This is a genomic window from Agrobacterium vaccinii (assembly GCF_021310995.1).
Classification (GTDB): Bacteria; Pseudomonadota; Alphaproteobacteria; order Rhizobiales; family Rhizobiaceae; genus Agrobacterium; species Agrobacterium vaccinii.
In genome coordinates, this window is record NZ_CP054151.1 from 90,023 (window position 1) to 105,884 (window position 15,862).

At 56.7% G+C, this 15,862-nt stretch carries 12 protein-coding genes; 6 read left to right on the plus strand and 6 right to left on the minus strand.

Annotated elements, in window-relative coordinates; genetic code table 11:
- Positions 1–43: 43 nt before the first annotated feature.
- Both HRR99_RS15590 and HRR99_RS15595 read right to left on the minus strand, forming a co-directional pair.
- Positions 44–2,878: a CHAT domain-containing protein gene (locus tag HRR99_RS15590; RefSeq protein WP_233123627.1), complete on the minus strand. Its 2,835-nt coding sequence runs from the start codon at positions 2,876–2,878 to the stop codon at positions 44–46.
- 611 nt (positions 2,879–3,489) lie between these two features.
- The gene (locus HRR99_RS15595) at positions 3,490–3,855 is read right to left on the minus strand and encodes a hypothetical protein (protein WP_233123628.1); all 366 of its coding nucleotides are present in this window, start codon (positions 3,853–3,855) and stop codon (positions 3,490–3,492) included.
- A 295-nt stretch (positions 3,856–4,150) separates the two neighbouring features.
- On the opposite strand from HRR99_RS15595, the gene HRR99_RS15600 reads away from it, so the two are divergent.
- Positions 4,151–6,187 carry an ankyrin repeat domain-containing protein gene (locus HRR99_RS15600; protein WP_233123629.1) on the plus strand — a complete coding sequence of 679 codons (2,037 nt, stop codon included), beginning with the start codon at positions 4,151–4,153 and terminating at the stop codon, positions 6,185–6,187.
- 228 nt (positions 6,188–6,415) lie between these two features.
- On the opposite strand, the gene HRR99_RS15605 is transcribed toward HRR99_RS15600, so the two are convergent.
- On the minus strand, positions 6,416–7,108 hold the full coding sequence (locus HRR99_RS15605) for a FadR/GntR family transcriptional regulator (protein ID WP_233123630.1): 693 nt from the start codon (positions 7,106–7,108) through the stop codon (positions 6,416–6,418).
- Between the two features lie 156 nt (positions 7,109–7,264).
- Between HRR99_RS15605 and HRR99_RS15610 the strand changes: the two genes are divergently transcribed.
- From HRR99_RS15610 to hydA, 5 genes are all read left to right on the plus strand, one after another.
- Positions 7,265–8,062 carry an ABC transporter substrate-binding protein gene (locus HRR99_RS15610; protein WP_233123631.1) on the plus strand — a complete coding sequence of 266 codons (798 nt, stop codon included), beginning with the start codon at positions 7,265–7,267 and terminating at the stop codon, positions 8,060–8,062.
- A gap of 64 nt (positions 8,063–8,126) precedes the next feature.
- Positions 8,127–8,798, plus strand: coding sequence for an amino acid ABC transporter permease (locus HRR99_RS15615; protein ID WP_233123632.1), 672 nt, complete (start codon positions 8,127–8,129; stop codon positions 8,796–8,798).
- Positions 8,798–9,547: an amino acid ABC transporter ATP-binding protein gene (locus HRR99_RS15620; protein WP_233123633.1), complete on the plus strand. Its 750-nt coding sequence runs from the start codon at positions 8,798–8,800 to the stop codon at positions 9,545–9,547. Before HRR99_RS15615 ends, HRR99_RS15620 begins: the two co-directional genes overlap by 1 nt.
- A 28-nt stretch (positions 9,548–9,575) precedes the next feature.
- The gene (locus tag HRR99_RS15625; RefSeq protein ID WP_233123634.1) at positions 9,576–10,841 is read left to right on the plus strand and encodes a cysteine desulfurase-like protein; all 1,266 of its coding nucleotides are present in this window, start codon (positions 9,576–9,578) and stop codon (positions 10,839–10,841) included.
- Between the two features lie 29 nt (positions 10,842–10,870).
- Entirely contained in the window at positions 10,871–12,295 is a 1,425-nt protein-coding gene (gene hydA, locus HRR99_RS15630) for a dihydropyrimidinase (RefSeq protein ID WP_233124934.1), read from the plus strand.
- A 31-nt stretch (positions 12,296–12,326) separates the two neighbouring features.
- Here hydA and HRR99_RS15635 read toward each other — a convergent pair whose 3' ends face one another.
- From HRR99_RS15635 to HRR99_RS15645, 3 genes are read right to left on the minus strand one after another with little or no spacing between them, the layout of a single operon-like run.
- Positions 12,327–13,577, minus strand: a complete 1,251-nt coding sequence (locus tag HRR99_RS15635; protein WP_233123635.1) for an amidohydrolase family protein — start codon at positions 13,575–13,577, stop codon at positions 12,327–12,329.
- 8 nt (positions 13,578–13,585) lie between these two features.
- On the minus strand, positions 13,586–15,151 hold the full coding sequence (locus HRR99_RS15640) for a gamma-glutamyltransferase family protein (RefSeq protein ID WP_233123636.1): 1,566 nt from the start codon (positions 15,149–15,151) through the stop codon (positions 13,586–13,588).
- A gap of 8 nt (positions 15,152–15,159) precedes the next feature.
- Positions 15,160–15,849, minus strand: a complete 690-nt coding sequence (locus tag HRR99_RS15645; RefSeq protein ID WP_233123637.1) for a GntR family transcriptional regulator — start codon at positions 15,847–15,849, stop codon at positions 15,160–15,162.
- Positions 15,850–15,862 lie beyond the last annotated feature (13 nt).

Here is a 15,862-nt window from a genome sequence, read left to right on the forward strand (position 1 = left end):
CCTAGACGTCCATAACGGTTGGAGACATGCCGCCGCATAAACATTATCCCTCGAAAAGCACGAATGCCGCCCAGAGCGACGGATCCTCGGCCTTGTTGATCTCGCCTTTCATGGCTGCGATCCGCGTCTTGCGAAGCGCAGCAGCATAATCGAGTTTTTCCTTGGACAGCACCCGATAATAGTAGGCCATGAAATTGGCTGTGCCTTCATCGTTGACATCCCACAGCGCAAGCAAAGAACGCCTCGCACCGGCGATGGCCAGTGCGGTCGGCAGACCTCGGACATTTCCGAGACGGCTGGGATCACCCTGTGCGGTCTGGCATGCTGAGAGCACGACGAGATCGACCGAGGACAAATCCCAGGTCATCAGTTCACGCGCGTAGAGCGTCCCGTCTTTGTCGCTGATGCCGGGCTTTTTCGCGTTTTGCGCCCCGGCAACAATCAGACCGCTGCGCCACAGGGCGTCAACGGCATCTGGACCATTTTCCTCGTTGAAAAAGCCATGGGTGGCGAGATGGACAATCGATGCATCGGTAGACGCCCGGCGGATGGATGCCTCGTCGCCCTTGCGGCCTCTCAGCGACTGCACCGCCATCCCGGCTTCCCCTAGATTGTCTGCGACATCGCGCATCTCGTCGCGCGTGAATGGAAGCGGCGTTTCGTTTCGATAGCTCAAATCGCCTACGATGAGCGCGCTTTCGCCCGCCGCCGGTCTGTCGCGCTTCTCGGCGAAGAAAATCGCGTCGGCTCTTGTCAGAAAGTGCAGCTGGAACGCCTCGTCGAGATATCGTCCATCAGGTGCCTTCATGACTGAAAACGGGATGCTGTAAAGTGCCGCATCCAGCACGATGTACAGCTGCTTTTTGCCAGCAATCACACTCTCCAGCGGGCCGAAGAGCCCGGCATAGAGCTTGGCAAAGCGCTGTTCCACATCTTCTTCCGCACCGGCCTGCGCCATGATGGCCGATAGTGACCCAAGGTTGACGATGGTGGGTACATGGTCCCGTTGCCGTATGATGGCCTCGAGCCGTGCATCGTCACTTTTGTCATCACCATTGCGGGTGCGACGTGAATTCACGAAGAAATCGATCATCACTGAATCCGGGGCCAGCGTATCCTCAATGGTATCAGGTGTACCGCCCTGCACCAGCGAGGCCGGCAGCTGTTCGCGTGACGCTTTCAGCTCCGCAAGCATCTTGCTGATATCGCTGTCCACATCGCCAGATGACAGAAGTTCCTGCTGCTGCCCCATCAGCCGCACGACCTTTTCAGTCAAGCGTTTGAGGTTTGGATCGGTGATTGTTTCGGCAGCCATGCGCAGACGGGTCCGCTCCCCGCTTTCCATCGACTTCCAGCGTGTGACGGCATTCGCATAGGCAGAGGCGGCCTGCGGATTGGACTGCGCAAACTCGCCGAATGCCAGCAGCATGTCATCGGCAAGGCGTCGCGTGGTTTCCGCGACATATCGGTTACCGGAAGAGCCGACCTCCCGCAGCATCCATGAAAACATCTTTTCATCGAGCTGTTCAAACGACTCCAAAGTCTTGGTATCGTTACGCCGTAGATGCGCCGTTGCCACCTCCAGTGCGGCATCGAACGTGATCGGATGCAGTTCGCCGAAGGCTTTGCCGGAGATGTCGTAGGCCTCTTCGCGAAGGGCAAGGGCCTGGTTCGTGTCGTCACGCATCTCGAACTGCTCTGCGGCCAGTTGGGCAGTCTTGACCCGCATCAAGTCGGGAGCACTCCGCCAATCCTTGATGGCAGCCATTGCTGCCAAAGACGCGTTGTCCAGCCGGGCGTTCCGGCTGAAATAGGCGTCTGCATAGGCCTTCCACTTTTCGCCCTGGGCTGCATGTTCCGACGTCGGGTCGGCGAGCGCTTCACCGATCTGACGCTGCTCCTCAAAGGCCTTGAGGGCGCCCTCCTTGTCACCCAAAGCGAGGAGGTCCAAACCAAGATTGGAGGCGCTGACGAGTGCTTGAATACTGGCCCGACCATAATGCGCGATACGCACCTTGAGAAGGAATTCATCGATACCGCGCGCGACCTCTGGATGATCGACCATGCGCAGCGCCTCCGCAAAATTGTTCGCGGTGCGCCAGGTCAGCGGAGCGTTTTCACCAAGGGAGGCAAGAGCGGTCGTATAGACCTCCTCCTGAATATTGAGGCCTGATGCAACGGCGCCGTTGGCGACAAGCAAGGAAGCAAGGTTGTCCCCACCGGCGATCGCTTGTTCGGATGTCTTGCCGAATTGCCTGTCTAGCAACTCGCGCGCCATGCGGGCTGCGTCAATCGACGTATCGATGTCGTCGCCGGATTTGGTGAGGAAGCGGGAATATTCGAACCACAGGGTAGCAAGTTCCCGGCTCTCCTTCTTTGCGGCAGTCGTACCGAGGCCTTCTGTGAAAAAAGCTTTGGCCGTTTCGGTCTGCCCACTATCAGCAAAGGATTGCCCCGCCCGCCTGTATTCATCAAGGGTAAGGCCGTGATTTTTTCCCGCTGCGGCATATTTCAGGGCCGCTTGAAGCCGTGGAAGGCCCGTGTCGATGTCACCCGTCTGAAGAAAGCTGTACGCGCCGAAAATACGAGCCATTGTCTCAAAGACACTTCCCTTACCGGCAAGAGCTGCGGCCCTGGTGATATAGCCTTCCATCAACCGCGTTTGAGTGGCGCGATCACCAGTTGCGCCTACCGCGTTGAGGAGAAGGTTGTAGAAAACAGCCAGCTCTTCGCGGTCGAGTTCCTTGTCCAAATACTCTTGAACAGCAAGACCATCGCGAGCGGCACGGTCCCAGTTTCCCACCATGGCGTCGAGCTTGAGCGCTTGAAGCCCGAAGCGCCCGGCCAAGAAACTTTGACCGCCCTTCCGAAAGTCCAAACTTGTCTTCCATGCCAAAGCTCTGGCTGCGTCGGCATCAGTTTCCGAAAGTTGATTGACTCGCTGGCCGATCTCACGCGCGCGGGTCTCCGCCGTGCGGTCTTGTGCCGCAAAGACGTGGCACGAGAGAAAAAACAGGATCACAAGCGCAGCGCTGCCTACCCATAATGGCCCAGCCAACCCTGCGGTCTTCGTTAAACGCAGTACCTTCATCAAGCTTTGCCTCGCTGAACGATCGAGATAATCCAGGCAATCACATTCGCCAAAGCGATGACAATGCTCGCGCCGATGAAAATCCGCGCCGTATCGAGAGCTCCCTGGTTCGTCAGGATAAATCCGAAAGTTCTGTCAACGCACCAGTCCCCGCAGTTTGGTCGGGCAAGGTATGATGCGACGTTAACGAGGCTGAACAGACACCATGTCAGAAGCGCCTGATAAAGCACAATCGAAACGATCAAAAGCTTCCATTTCCAATCCATCTCAATATCCCTGACGCCCGCATTAAATTTCTACAGTAAAAGCCAAAAATGCAACTCTCTTGGAACGTGAGTACCGCGACGATCTTTGCAAGTCGGACTTCATCAGTCGCAAGCCGAAAGCGCTCGTTGACGCTAACCCATAATGAGGAGTTCGACGCAATCTGACCCTTGATCACGACCGATTCCGAATTCTCTGTAGCCACTGGAACGAATGGCATATTCATCGAACTGCCGTGGCGCCGATAAACGTAGGCGGTTAAAGGCATCGCTATCGGATTTGATGAAAATCTTTCTATCGATCAAGCTTTTCACCGCTTGCTCGGAAACGCCGCACCAGCGTGAGACGATAGCGTTGTCCATGGACCCCATATCCTTGGAGCTTTCCAGATTTGCAGCAGCGAAAACCTGTCGAAAGTCTTCATCATCCATGTCACGTAACACCGCGGCCTTGTCAGGCGGTGTCCTTTTGATCTGAATTTCTCCGATCTGTTGAAGCACGATTGCCCCTATCGAAAACAGCGCCACGGCGAGGCAGCCGATGCCAATTAAAAAGTTTTTCAACTTGCGTAACCCAGTTTCGGCATTTGCTGCTCTGGTGACGTCGAGGTTTCCAACACATCCTTATCTATTTCAGATGACACGAAAGCTTCGAATTGTTAAGCCTTTGGTTGTGCTTTCAGAGCAGTTGTTTTTCGCTAAACGCATCTTTTCGCAGCTGCAAAACGGGAGTTGAGCCAGGCACATGGTTTTGAATTCAAACATGACGCGACGCCGTCTGCTTGGTACGACAGGCATGCTTTTGGCATCGGCAACATGGGTTCATGCAAACTCTTTGGAGAAACAAGCTTTGCTGAAGCTTTGGGATGAATGGAAAGCCGACTGGCGGTGGATGGAGAGACGGACAACCGACCTTAGATGGAAGGTGACGCCTCTTCGGATCGGACCGCCAGCGTCAGAGTTGCAGGTTCGTGTCCTTGAGAGCCGGTTTGGTTTTCCTGTACCGTCTCAATTACGGGCTGTTCTGACGCAGCTATCAGGCGAAGTGGAATTTGGCTGGTACGTTCCTTCCCATCTTCATTCCATGGAGAGAGACGAGATGCCGACGATGAGCTTCAATCGCGGGGCGATCTGGAGCCTATCCCACATCGAGCAGATGGCTATTCCGATCTTTTTGGAATGGAAAAAGGATCTCGCGTCACAGGACCTGTCGGAAGCACCTAACAAACCGGAGATGTGGGAGCATCAGTTTCCATTCTACAATCTCATCAACGGTGACTGGCTGACGATCGATACGTCCGACGCGGACCCTGAAAAGCAGCCGGTTCGCTATTTTTCCCATGATCTGGAGATGATCCACGGGCTGGCATTGGCTCCGAATTTCTTCACCTTCATGACGCAGATGTCGAAGCTTGGTCTCGCGGGCACGGAATGGGCGTCATGGATGCGCTTCAGCCGAGGTCAGGTGAACGACACGTTTTATCTGGATGCAGACACACCCGGTGCGAAGGGATGGCTGGCTTGGATAAGGCGCGACACGAATGGCACCGAGCCGGACGAACCGCCGATTGTCGTGGTCGAAGAGACAGTCGCAGATGTAGCCTTGCTCAAGGCGGCGCGGGCGAACTCCCTCTTAGGCGTCAATGCCGCACTTCTGGCAGGCGCAAAACCGGATTGCGTGCCCGCCAGTCAAAGGCTGATGGAGGAGATGGTTTGGGGCGAAGAGTTCTACACGGCGATATCTTACGCGATACGTAACGACAATACGGCAATGATCGAACGCCTGCTGCAAGTGGGCGCGACGCTGAATACCCGACTGTTGCCATTGAATGTTGCGGTTAAAGAAGGTTCTCTTGCAACCGTTCGCTGGCTTATCGAGCATGGTGCTAGAGTAAATGGGTGGAAAAACCAGCGATACTGGCCCTTGCACGATCTTGTCGTGACACGCAGCGTGGTCGCGTCCATGACGCTAGAGGAATATCACGACACGCTTCGCAAGAGCTACAGCGTCAGCGGTTCGTCGCTGGATTCAGAGATTGAGAAGCAACTTAAATGGCATATCAGCCGGGCGGATTACATCCAGATGCTGGAAGCCCTGCTCGCCGCTGGTGCGGACCCCGATGCGCGGTGGGACAACGGATTGACGATGCTCGCCTGGGGCGGTGACGTTACTGCCAAGGTGTTGCTCGCGCATGGAGCCGATCCCAACATACGAGACACAAGAGGCGCCACGCCTCTCCATTTCGCCCGCACTGGAGAAAAAGTGCGCTTGCTGGTCGGCGCCGGTGCCGATATCAACGCGCTTGAGGTCTCGCCGGACGTTGAGAACAGCTCAGGATATACGCCTCTTCAATCTGCGTTGCTGTCTCAGAAGCTGAGCGGAGACAGCCCCATAACCGCGCTGCTCGAACTCGGCGCAGACCCGAAACGTCTCAGCGCCGACGGTCGCACAACGCTCGCCTATTGTTTCGATGAAGTCAGTTTCAAAATGATTTCCGCCAGAGGTGTCGATCCGATGACGCTTCAACCGGGGAAACAAACGCTTCTTCACAATCTGACGAGCCACCACTGGCTCCCTCGCCAAACCTTCCCGAACGAAGTGGCCTTCATGGATTTTCTGATCGGGCTGGGCATAGATATCAACGCGCGCGACGACAAAGGGCGCACAATGCTTCACTACGCTGCGGAAAGAGAAGACTACGACGGTTCCAAGCCAAATTACGAAAGCGTTATCGCCCGCGGAGCTGACAAGAACATCGCGGACAACGACGGAAAACGTCCATTCGATCTGGTGGCGGGGTCTCTTGTGGATATCCGAGCGGTGCTGAAGTAAGTATTCGCGGCTGTTGCACTCGGATCTGCGGCAATGATCCACATCGTTTAATCAGCATGTCGGCATTCTGTTGCGCCTTGGAAAGACTTGAATAGCGTTATTCTAAGGTCATCCTTTGGTGACAGCTGGGAAGCTCTGTTCTCAATGTCGGAGACTTTGGATACGAAAGTTGAGATCACGAGGCCTCTGAAGCACGGGCGACAAATCGAGCTCTAAGATTGCGCGCACCTATGGCTGCAAGCCCGCGCACCGTGCGGTATTGCGGATATGCGCCTCCATCTCGCTGCGCGCCAAACCGGCGTTATTGGTTTTAAGCGCCGCGATGATGCGACGGTGTTCTGCAATGGATTGCCGCATTCGTTCCGGGTCCGTGATGGGGATCGGCTGGCGCTGCGTCTCGGTAACCTGATCCCGAACGGTCTGGTAGAGCGCTTTGAGCATGGTGTTGGAACAGGCAGACACGATGGTGCCGTGAAACTCAAGATCGGCATCGACATTGGCAAGCAAATCCTGGTTCGCCCAGCAATCCTCCATGGTCTTGGTCGCCTTTTCCATCTTTTCCAGCTGTGTCTGGGACAGTCGCCCAGCGGAGAGACGCGCGATCTCGCCCTCCAGCAAGATGCGGGTTTGGAAAACGTCGAAGACGGAATAGCTTTCCGAATAACGCCACGGTGCCATGCCCGATTGGCCGGCCGCTCCATCACCAGAAGCCACGAATGTCCCGCGTCCGGCTTCCGTTTTCAAAAGGCCTAGCGTTTCCAGGGTCAGCAGTGCTTCGCGTAACGACGCCCGGCTGATGCCGAATTTCTGGGAGAACTCGCGCTGGGACGGGATTTTCTCGCCTGCCTTCAATTGCCCGGCCTGAATCATGGCCTGGATTTCGCGGGCAACCGATTGTGGCACAAGCGTTTTGTTGAGCATTCGATCCCTGTTTCCCTGAAAGCCGCCCCGGCCCTTCCGATATATTTTTTAAGTAACATCTTGCAAAGCATAAAAGCGCGTGCTTCTTTGGTCGGACTGGTCTGACCAGTTAGACCAACGTAGATTGGCTTAAAACATAAAACAAGGGGTTCTCGAATGCATCACGTTTCGCGCATCAAAAGCACACTTCTCGCAGGGATCGTCTCGGCGCTCGGCGTGTTCAACGTTCAGGCCGCCGATCTGACGGTCGGTGCCAATATCGGCAACGTCCCATGGGAATTCGAAGACGCCAGCGGCAAGGTCACCGGCTTTGAAGTCGATCTCGTCAACGAAATCGCCAAGCGTCTCGGCAAGTCGGTCGAGTTCGTCAATACGCCATTCAATGGTCTGTTTCCTGCCGTCCAGTCCGGTCGCATCAACATGGCCATCTCGTCGATCACCATCACCGAAAAGCGCTTGGCATCCGTTACCTTTGCCCAGCCTTATTACGACAGTGACCAGTCTTTGACGGTGACAGCCGCTTCCGGCATCACGGGCCTCAAGGGCATGAGCGGCAAGGTCGTCGGCGTCGATACGGGATCGACGGGCGATATGTGGGCCGAAGCTCATAAGGCCGAATACAAGCTTGGCGAAATCCGCAAGTTCGAAGGCTTACAGCCCGCCATGCTCGATCTCGTGGCTGGCCGCGTCGATGGCTATATTTCCGACATTCCGGCCCTGCTCTATTACGTCAAGGATAAGCCAGAGCTGAAGGTGGTCGAGCGTATTCCGACGGGTGAAAAATACTCGATCATGTTCAACAAGGGCGATCCGCTCGCCACCGAAGTCAATAAGGTCATCACCACGCTAAAGGGCGAAGGCTTCATCGCCAAGCTGCACGAGACATGGTTCGGCGCAAAGGCAGAGGATACGACCTCGACGGTTGCCGTTCTCGACATGCCAAAGGCCAAGTAAGGCTTGAACCGCATCAGGCGGGACCAATCGCGTCCCGCCTGATCGCCAAGGGAGCCTCTCCGGCATGAACCTCATCAATACCTTCTTCAACGTTTCCGTGTTTCTCAACAGCCTGCCGCAGTTGCTTTGGGGCCTGGTCGTCACGATCCAGATCGGCATCACCAGCATTCTCTGCGGCCTGATCGGTGGTCTGTTTCTGGCGGTGGCACGTCTTTACGCGCCAGCTTTCTTCAAGCTGCTGATCCGCGGCTACATCGATATTTTTCGGTCGATCCCGCTGCTCGTGCTGCTGATCGTCGTCTACTATGCACTGCCTTTCGTTGGCATCCGGTTGTCGCCATTCCTGTCTGCGGTCACCGCGCTGTCGCTAGTGTCCGCCGCTTACACCGCCGAAATCTTTCGTGCTGGCATCGAAGCTGTTCCCCACGGGCAATTCGAGGCATCCGCTGCCCTTGGCCTCTCCAATCGCAACACGATGGTCGATATCATTTTGCCGCAGGCGATCCGCATCGTAATTCCGCCGCTGACCAATAATTGCATCAACGTCATGAAGGACACGGCGCTTGCTTCGGTCGTTGCAATGCCGGACCTATTAAAACAGGCAACGCAAGCGCAGGCGCTGAATGCAAACCCGACGCCGCTGATCGGAGCCGCCCTTATCTATATCGCTCTGCTCTGGCCGATGGTCGCCGTTGTCGCACGTCTTGAAAAACACTTCAGCCGGGGGAAGCGTTGATGGAAAAGACCGCATCCCCCCTCATTTCCATCCGTGGGCTGACCAAGGCCTATGGCACTTTCACCGTGTTGCACGGCATTGATCTCGATGTCGCCGAAGGCGAAGTCGTATGCGTTATCGGCCCTTCCGGGTCCGGCAAATCGACGCTTATTCGCTGCATCAACCATCTAGAAGCCTTTGCCCCTGAAAGCACCATCACGGTGGATGGCATTCGCGTTGCGCCCGGTCCGGCCCTTGCGAAGGTGCGCGCCGAAGTCGGCATGGTGTTCCAGTCCTTCAATTTGTTTCCGCACATGACGGTTCTGAGAAACGTCATGATTGCGCCCATGCGGGTGCGAAAGACGCCGGAAGAGGAAGCCGAACGCAAGGCGCGAGAGCTTCTAGCCCGCGTCGGCATTTCGGAACAGGCGGAGAAATTTCCCGGCCAGCTCTCCGGCGGCCAGCAGCAGCGTGTGGCGATCGCACGGGCGCTTGCCATGGAGCCGCGTGTTCTGCTGTTCGATGAGCCGACATCCGCGCTCGATCCGGAAATGGTTGGAGAGGTGCTGGATGTCATGCGCAAGCTGGCTGGCACCGGTGTGACCATGGTGATCGTCACGCATGAGATGGGTTTCGCCTGCCAAGTCGCAGACCGCGTCATCTTCATGGATGGCGGAAAGCTGGTCGAATCCGGCACGCCAGCGGAGATTTTCGATAATCCACAAGAGGCCAGAACGCGCGGCTTCCTTCGCGCCGTCCTCAACCATTGAATAAAAGACCATTCGGGAGACACCAGGGATGACCACCACTTCACCGCTCAACCTCGATTATGTGCGCAGCCAGTTTCCGGGCCTGTCACGCGGCTGGACTTTCTTCGACAATGCCGGCGGATCGCAAATCCTCAAGGGCGCGCTGGAGCGTATAAACACGTTTCTGATCGAAAAAAACGTGCAGATCGGTGGCTCATACGAGGTGTCCCAAAGTGCAGCCAATGCGCTCTATGAGGCCCGAACTGCGGCCATGCATCTGGTCAATGCGTCGCGTCCTGAAGAGATCGTCTTCGGCAGTTCCACCACGGCATTGCTGCAAAATCTTGCTCGCGCCATGCAGAGCCAACTGTCTGCGGGAGACGAAATCATCGTCACCGTTAGCGATCACGAATCCAACATCGGTCCTTGGGACAGATTGCAGGATGCGGGCATCACGCTCAAATTCTGGCCGCTGAATAAGGAAACACTGACGCTCGATCTGGCCGACCTCGCACCCTTGATGAGTGAACGCACCAGGCTGGTCTGCGTCACCCATGTCTCCAACATTCTCGGCTCGATCAATCCTATCAGAGAGATCGCCGATTTCGTGCATGCGCGTGGCGCGAAGATCTGCGTCGATGCCGTGGCCTATGCCCCGCACCGTGCGGTCGATGTGCAGGCGTTCGATGCCGATTATTATGTCTTCAGTCTCTACAAGACCTATGGTCCGCATTATGCGCTGATGTATGGCAAATACGACCTGCTGCTCGAACTCGACACGCTCTACCATTATTTCTACGGCAAGGACAAAGTGCCGGGCAAGCTGGAACCGGGCAACCCAAACTACGAGCTGGCCTATTCCACCTGCGGCATCGTCGATTACCTGACTGCCCTTGGCGAGCAGGCAGGTGAGACCGGGACGGTGCGCCAGAAAATCGAGGCGGCCTTCGCAGCCATCACCGCGCAGGAAAACCTTCTGACGGAACGGCTGCTGAGCTACCTGCGCTCCCGCAACGATTGCCGGATCGTAGGGCAGGTTTCCAACCATGATGAGACACGCGTTCCGACGATTGCCTTCCGCTTCGATGGCCGCGAGGCTGGCGATCTCTGCAAGGCGATGGACGGCGAAAAGATTGCAATGCGGTTTGGTGATTTTCATTCCCGTCGCCTTGCCGAATATCTCAACCTGACCGACCATGGCGGCATGCTGCGTGTCTCGATGGTGCATTACAACACGTTGGAAGAGGTCGATCGCTTCACGGCGGCGCTTGACCGTATTCTGGCTGGCGATGCCGGATTTGCGAAAGCAAGCTAAGCTATGAACGAAAATAAGGACATGGAATGATGCGTTTCGATACGGTGATCAGGCACGGAACCGTGGTGACGGCAAGCGATACTTTCGTCAGTGATGTCGGCATCAAGGATGGTCGCATCGTAGCGCTTGCCGCTGAACTGACCGATGCCGACGAGTTGATCGATGCCACAGGCCTCTTCGTTTTGCCCGGCGGCATCGACAGTCATGTCCATCTCGACCAGCCCTCCGGCGATGGCATCGTCATGGCCGATGATTTTGACAGCGGCACCCGCTCTGCCGCCATTGGCGGCAACAGCACGGTTCTGGCTTTCTGCATGCAGGAAAAGGGACAGTCGCTGCGAGAGGCATTGAAAATCTATCATGCCAAGGCCGAAGGCAAATGCCATGTCGACGTGTCCTTCCATCTTGTCATAACCGATCCGACGGCAGAAGTGCTGGGACAGGAACTGCCTGCGCTGGTAGAGGATGGCTACACCTCGCTGAAGGTCTTCATGACCTATGAAGGCCTGCGGCTTCGCGACGACGAAATCCTTGCCACGCTGGATACGGCACGGCGCACCGGTGCGCTCGTGATGGTCCATTGCGAAAACGAAGACGCCATCCGCTATCTCATCGGTCGCCATGAGGAAGACGGCAAATTCGAACCGAAATACCATGCCACGACGCGTCCCATCGCCGCCGAACGTGAGGCGACGCACCGGGCGCTATCATTGGCTGAAATCGTCGATGTGCCCATCGTCATCGTCCACGTGTCCAACCGCGAGGCGATGGAAGAAATCCGTAGGGCGCGCCAGCGCGGTCAGAAAATTGCTGGTGAAACCTGCCCACAATATCTGATGCTGACCGCCGATGATCTCGACCAGAGCGAGATGGAAGGTGCCAAATATGTCTGCTCCCCGCCGCCGCGTGATAAGGCGAGTCAGGACGCTTGCTGGGAAGGGTTGGAACAGGGCGTATTCGACCTGTTCTCCTCCGATCACTGCCCGTTCCGCTTCGATGATCCCGAGGGAAAGCTGAACGAGAAAGGCAAGCGGAATTTCCGTTGGATTCCGAACGGCATACCCGGCGTTGCCACGCGTTTGCCGATCCTGTTTTCCGAAGGTGTGATGAAAGGCCGTATCGACATCAACCAGTTCGTTGCCGTGACCTCCACCAACCATGCCAAACTCTATGGCCTCTATCCGCGCAAAGGCACGATCGCCGTTGGGGCGGATGCGGATATCGCTTTGTGGGACCCCGACAAACGCGTGACCATAACCAACGACATGCTGCACCATGGCGCAGATTATACGCCCTACGAGGGGCTGGATATCAGAGGGTGGCCGGTGCGCCTGTTGTTGCGCGGCAAGACAATTGTGGAGGACGGACATTTCGCCGGGTCGTCCCCACATGGAAACTATCTGCCGCGCGAAAAGTCATCGCTTACGAGGCAACGTTCTGAGGCATTGAGCTGAGCATCAAACCAGACATCTGATTACCCGGCATTCAGTCAATGCCGGGTATGGAGGCCATTTCTTCGAATATTTGCGGCCGTGATCGGACAAATGTTTTCCGTCCGGCTTTCCAGCCAGCCAGGGTTTGCGCTCCAGATCGTATGGCGCTGCGGTGGTTCGGGGCGTCAAGGATGACGATGTCGGCCACAGCGCCCAAAGCCAAACCATAATCTGCTCTCATAATCTTCGCGGCATGCGCGCTGACCATCTGAAAAACCGCGTCTATATCTTCATCGCGGGAAAGCTGCATGACATTGGCATAGAGATTGGCCATCCGTCCCAGTGAGGCATCTCCGAATGGGGTGAAGGGGTTCAGGACATTGTTGGTCGCGATTGCAGCCTGCACTCCCTCTTTCAGCAAAAGATGTGCCGGTGTAACGCCGCGCGGGATGTTGAACTGCTGATCGCGCCCCATCAAAAACAAATCTGTTGCGGGCAAAACTGTCATAGCAATACCGGCAGCGGCGATTTTGTGCGCGATCATCGAACGTGCCGCCGCATCAAGCGCGGAGAGATTGGTGACGTGGCCAATCGTCACGCGCCCACCATAGGCATTAGCCCGGGTTGCGTCGATGACGGCTGGCAAATCAGTTCTTGCAGGATCGAGGCTGAAATCCAGATGGAAATCCACATCGACATCATGCTTTCGGGCCAGCGCGAATATCTGCCGGATATGCTCCTCCGGTCGCGGGTCGGTATAGGGACAGCCACCGATAAGATCGGCTCCTGTGTGTAGCGCCTCGTCCAGCATCTCCTCCGTTTCGGGTTCCTGCGTCAGCCCTTCCTGCGCGAAGGCGCAAATCTGGATGTCGATTGCGAAGGAAAAATGCTCGCGAACGCGCTTTATGGCTGCAAATGAGCGCATGCCAGCGCGTGGATCGATCTCCACAAAGGTGCGCATGCGTGTTGTACCGTGTACGATGGCTTGCCGGACGATGGCGCAAGCCCGTTCGAAAACATCCTCTTCTGAGAATCCGGCCTTGGCTTTTGCCGTTTCGCGCACAGCTTCTTCCAGCGTACCGGCACAGATCGTGCAGCGCTCCAGAATACACGCTTTGTCGAGATGGATATGGCTATCGACAAAGCCGGGAAATGCGAAGTTGCCGTCAATATCTTCTTCAGTCACGGCATCGCAGCGGATGTTTGCGCCAATCGCCACGATGCGCCCGTCCTGTACCGCAATATCCACCGGTGCCGGCTGATCCGCCAGTTGCGCATTTCGGAAAACGAGATCAGCGAGCATGGCGGGCCTCAAATACCAATGGCGCAGCCATCGCTGCGGGGATCATGTGCGCCGTCAATCCAGCCGTCACCATTCAACCGGATCACCCCCGCCTGCCCGGCCAGCGCGCTCAGGGCAGGAATAGCGATGGTTTCGTGGCCCATGGCATGCAGTGTCTCGATAACCTCGTCGCCAACTGAAGCCTCGATCTTGAGATTGTCGCGCGTATCGGAGAAGGTTCGTCCGAGAAGAAACCGTGGCGCGGAAAGCGCGGACAACGGATCGAAGCCGTGGTCTATGAGGCGGCTTAGCAGCAACGTCAGCGTCTGCGGCTGCCCATCTGCACCTTGTGTGCCATAGAGAAGATGCGGTCTACCGTCCCGCAAGCCAATGCCGGGATTGAGCGTGTAAAATGGCAGCTTGCCGGGTGCCAAAACGTTGGGGCTCATCGGATCTGTGCTGAAGGCCGCACCCCGATTTTGCCAAAGAATGCCTGTGTCGCCCAGCAAAACCCCGCTTCCCCAGTCGTAATAGGTGCTTTGCAACACGCTGGCACAACGTCCCTCGTGATCGACAGCGGCAAGGTAAACTGTATCGCCAGTTTGATGGATGGCTGGCCAGGGGCTAGCGACCTTTTCGTCAATTACTGCTGCCTTGCGTGACAAAGCGGTCTCGCTCAACCAGTCACCGCACACCTGCGCCACGAAATCCGGGTCCGCAATGGCACCTCGATCAAGAAAGGCCTGCTTCACTGCCTCCACGCAGAGATGATAGAACTCTGCCGATGATACGTCCACATTCGCCATATCGAAGTTCGCCAGTACGCCCATGATCCCGAGAGTCGTGACGCCTTGGGATGGCGGCGGCGGTGCTAGAAGTTCGATGCCACGATAGACCAGGGAGATAGGATCAACGATCTGCGCTGCGGTCTTTTGCAGGTCGCTCAGACGGATCGGACTGCCAGCAGCTTCGAGACCGTTTGCGATGCGTTGAGCAAGCTCGCCCTCGTAGAATTCCCGGTGGCTGTAAAGAGCGATCCGCTCCAGAACGGAAGCCAGTTGCGGTTGCCGCTGAATGCCTTCAGTGACGAAATGGGCTTCGAAACCCGGCCAATTTGGGATTTCTGTTCCGCGAAAAGAATGCCAGTGGTTTTGCGACTGGCTGACCGGAAAACCCTCTGCCGCCAACTCAATCGCGTCCGCTAGCAGCGCGGCCAGGCTCTCCGTTCCTTGCCAGTTTGTGGACGAGTATCGCAACGCCTCGCCCCAACTATCGACCAGCGCTGCCGTTGTCAGCGCCGACAGCGGGCCGCGTTGCGGGATGGCGTCAAGCGCGGGCAGATGTTCGGCAGCCTGACCGATTCCCATGATCGTTTTTCGCCGACCTTCACTGTCCGCCACGATCCATATCGCGTCTCCGCCCAGCCCGCAAAAATGCGGATAGAGAACGGTGAGCGCTGCACCGGCGGCAATCACGGCTTCGATCGCCGTGCCGCCACGCTGCAAGACCTTCGCACCGGCCTCACTCGCCGTGTGATGCGGCGTTGTGACCATGCCCTTTTTGGAGCGGGCCGCCTCGTTTCCCGACTGACGCATGCATACTCCTAATCGGATACGGAAATATAGCGGCTGAGAATCTCGGTAATATCGGGACCATCATCCTTCTCGTCTACTTTGGCCCTGTCTTCGACGGCGTGCAGGTGATGATCCATGATGCGGGTCGCGGTTTCGGCATCGAGGTTTTTCAGCGCCTCGATCAACTGGACGTGCTCGTCGATACCGCATTCGGCAGAATGCGGCCGCCCGAAACGGGCGAGAATGAGTGATGAGCGTGAGACGATCTGGCTGATGAAATCAATCAGCAGTTTGGAGCCCGTCAGTTCGGCAAGAAGAATGTGAAACTCGCCTGCAAGCCGGATAGACCTCGGGGAAGACGCCTGTAGAGCACGCTCTTCCTCGCGCACATGGCTGATGAGCGCATCGATACCGTCCCTTGGCATACGCTTGCACAGGCGGCCTATCACTTCCCGCTCAAGGCAGCGCCTCAGCGCAAAAACCTCTTCCGCTTCTTCCAATGTCGGCATCGCAACGGCCGCACCGCGATTTGGCTTGATCTCCACCAACCCATCGGATGCCAGCCGCAACAAGGCGTTACGAGCGCTTGTTCGGCTGACACCGAAAGTGTCACCAATGGAATCCTCCGGCAACTTTATGCCGGGCTTCAGCGCCTGCTCAAGAATGGCACGGCGCAACGAAGCGTAGATCGCGTCACTTCTGCTGAGATTTGTCGACATAACCTGCTCGTTA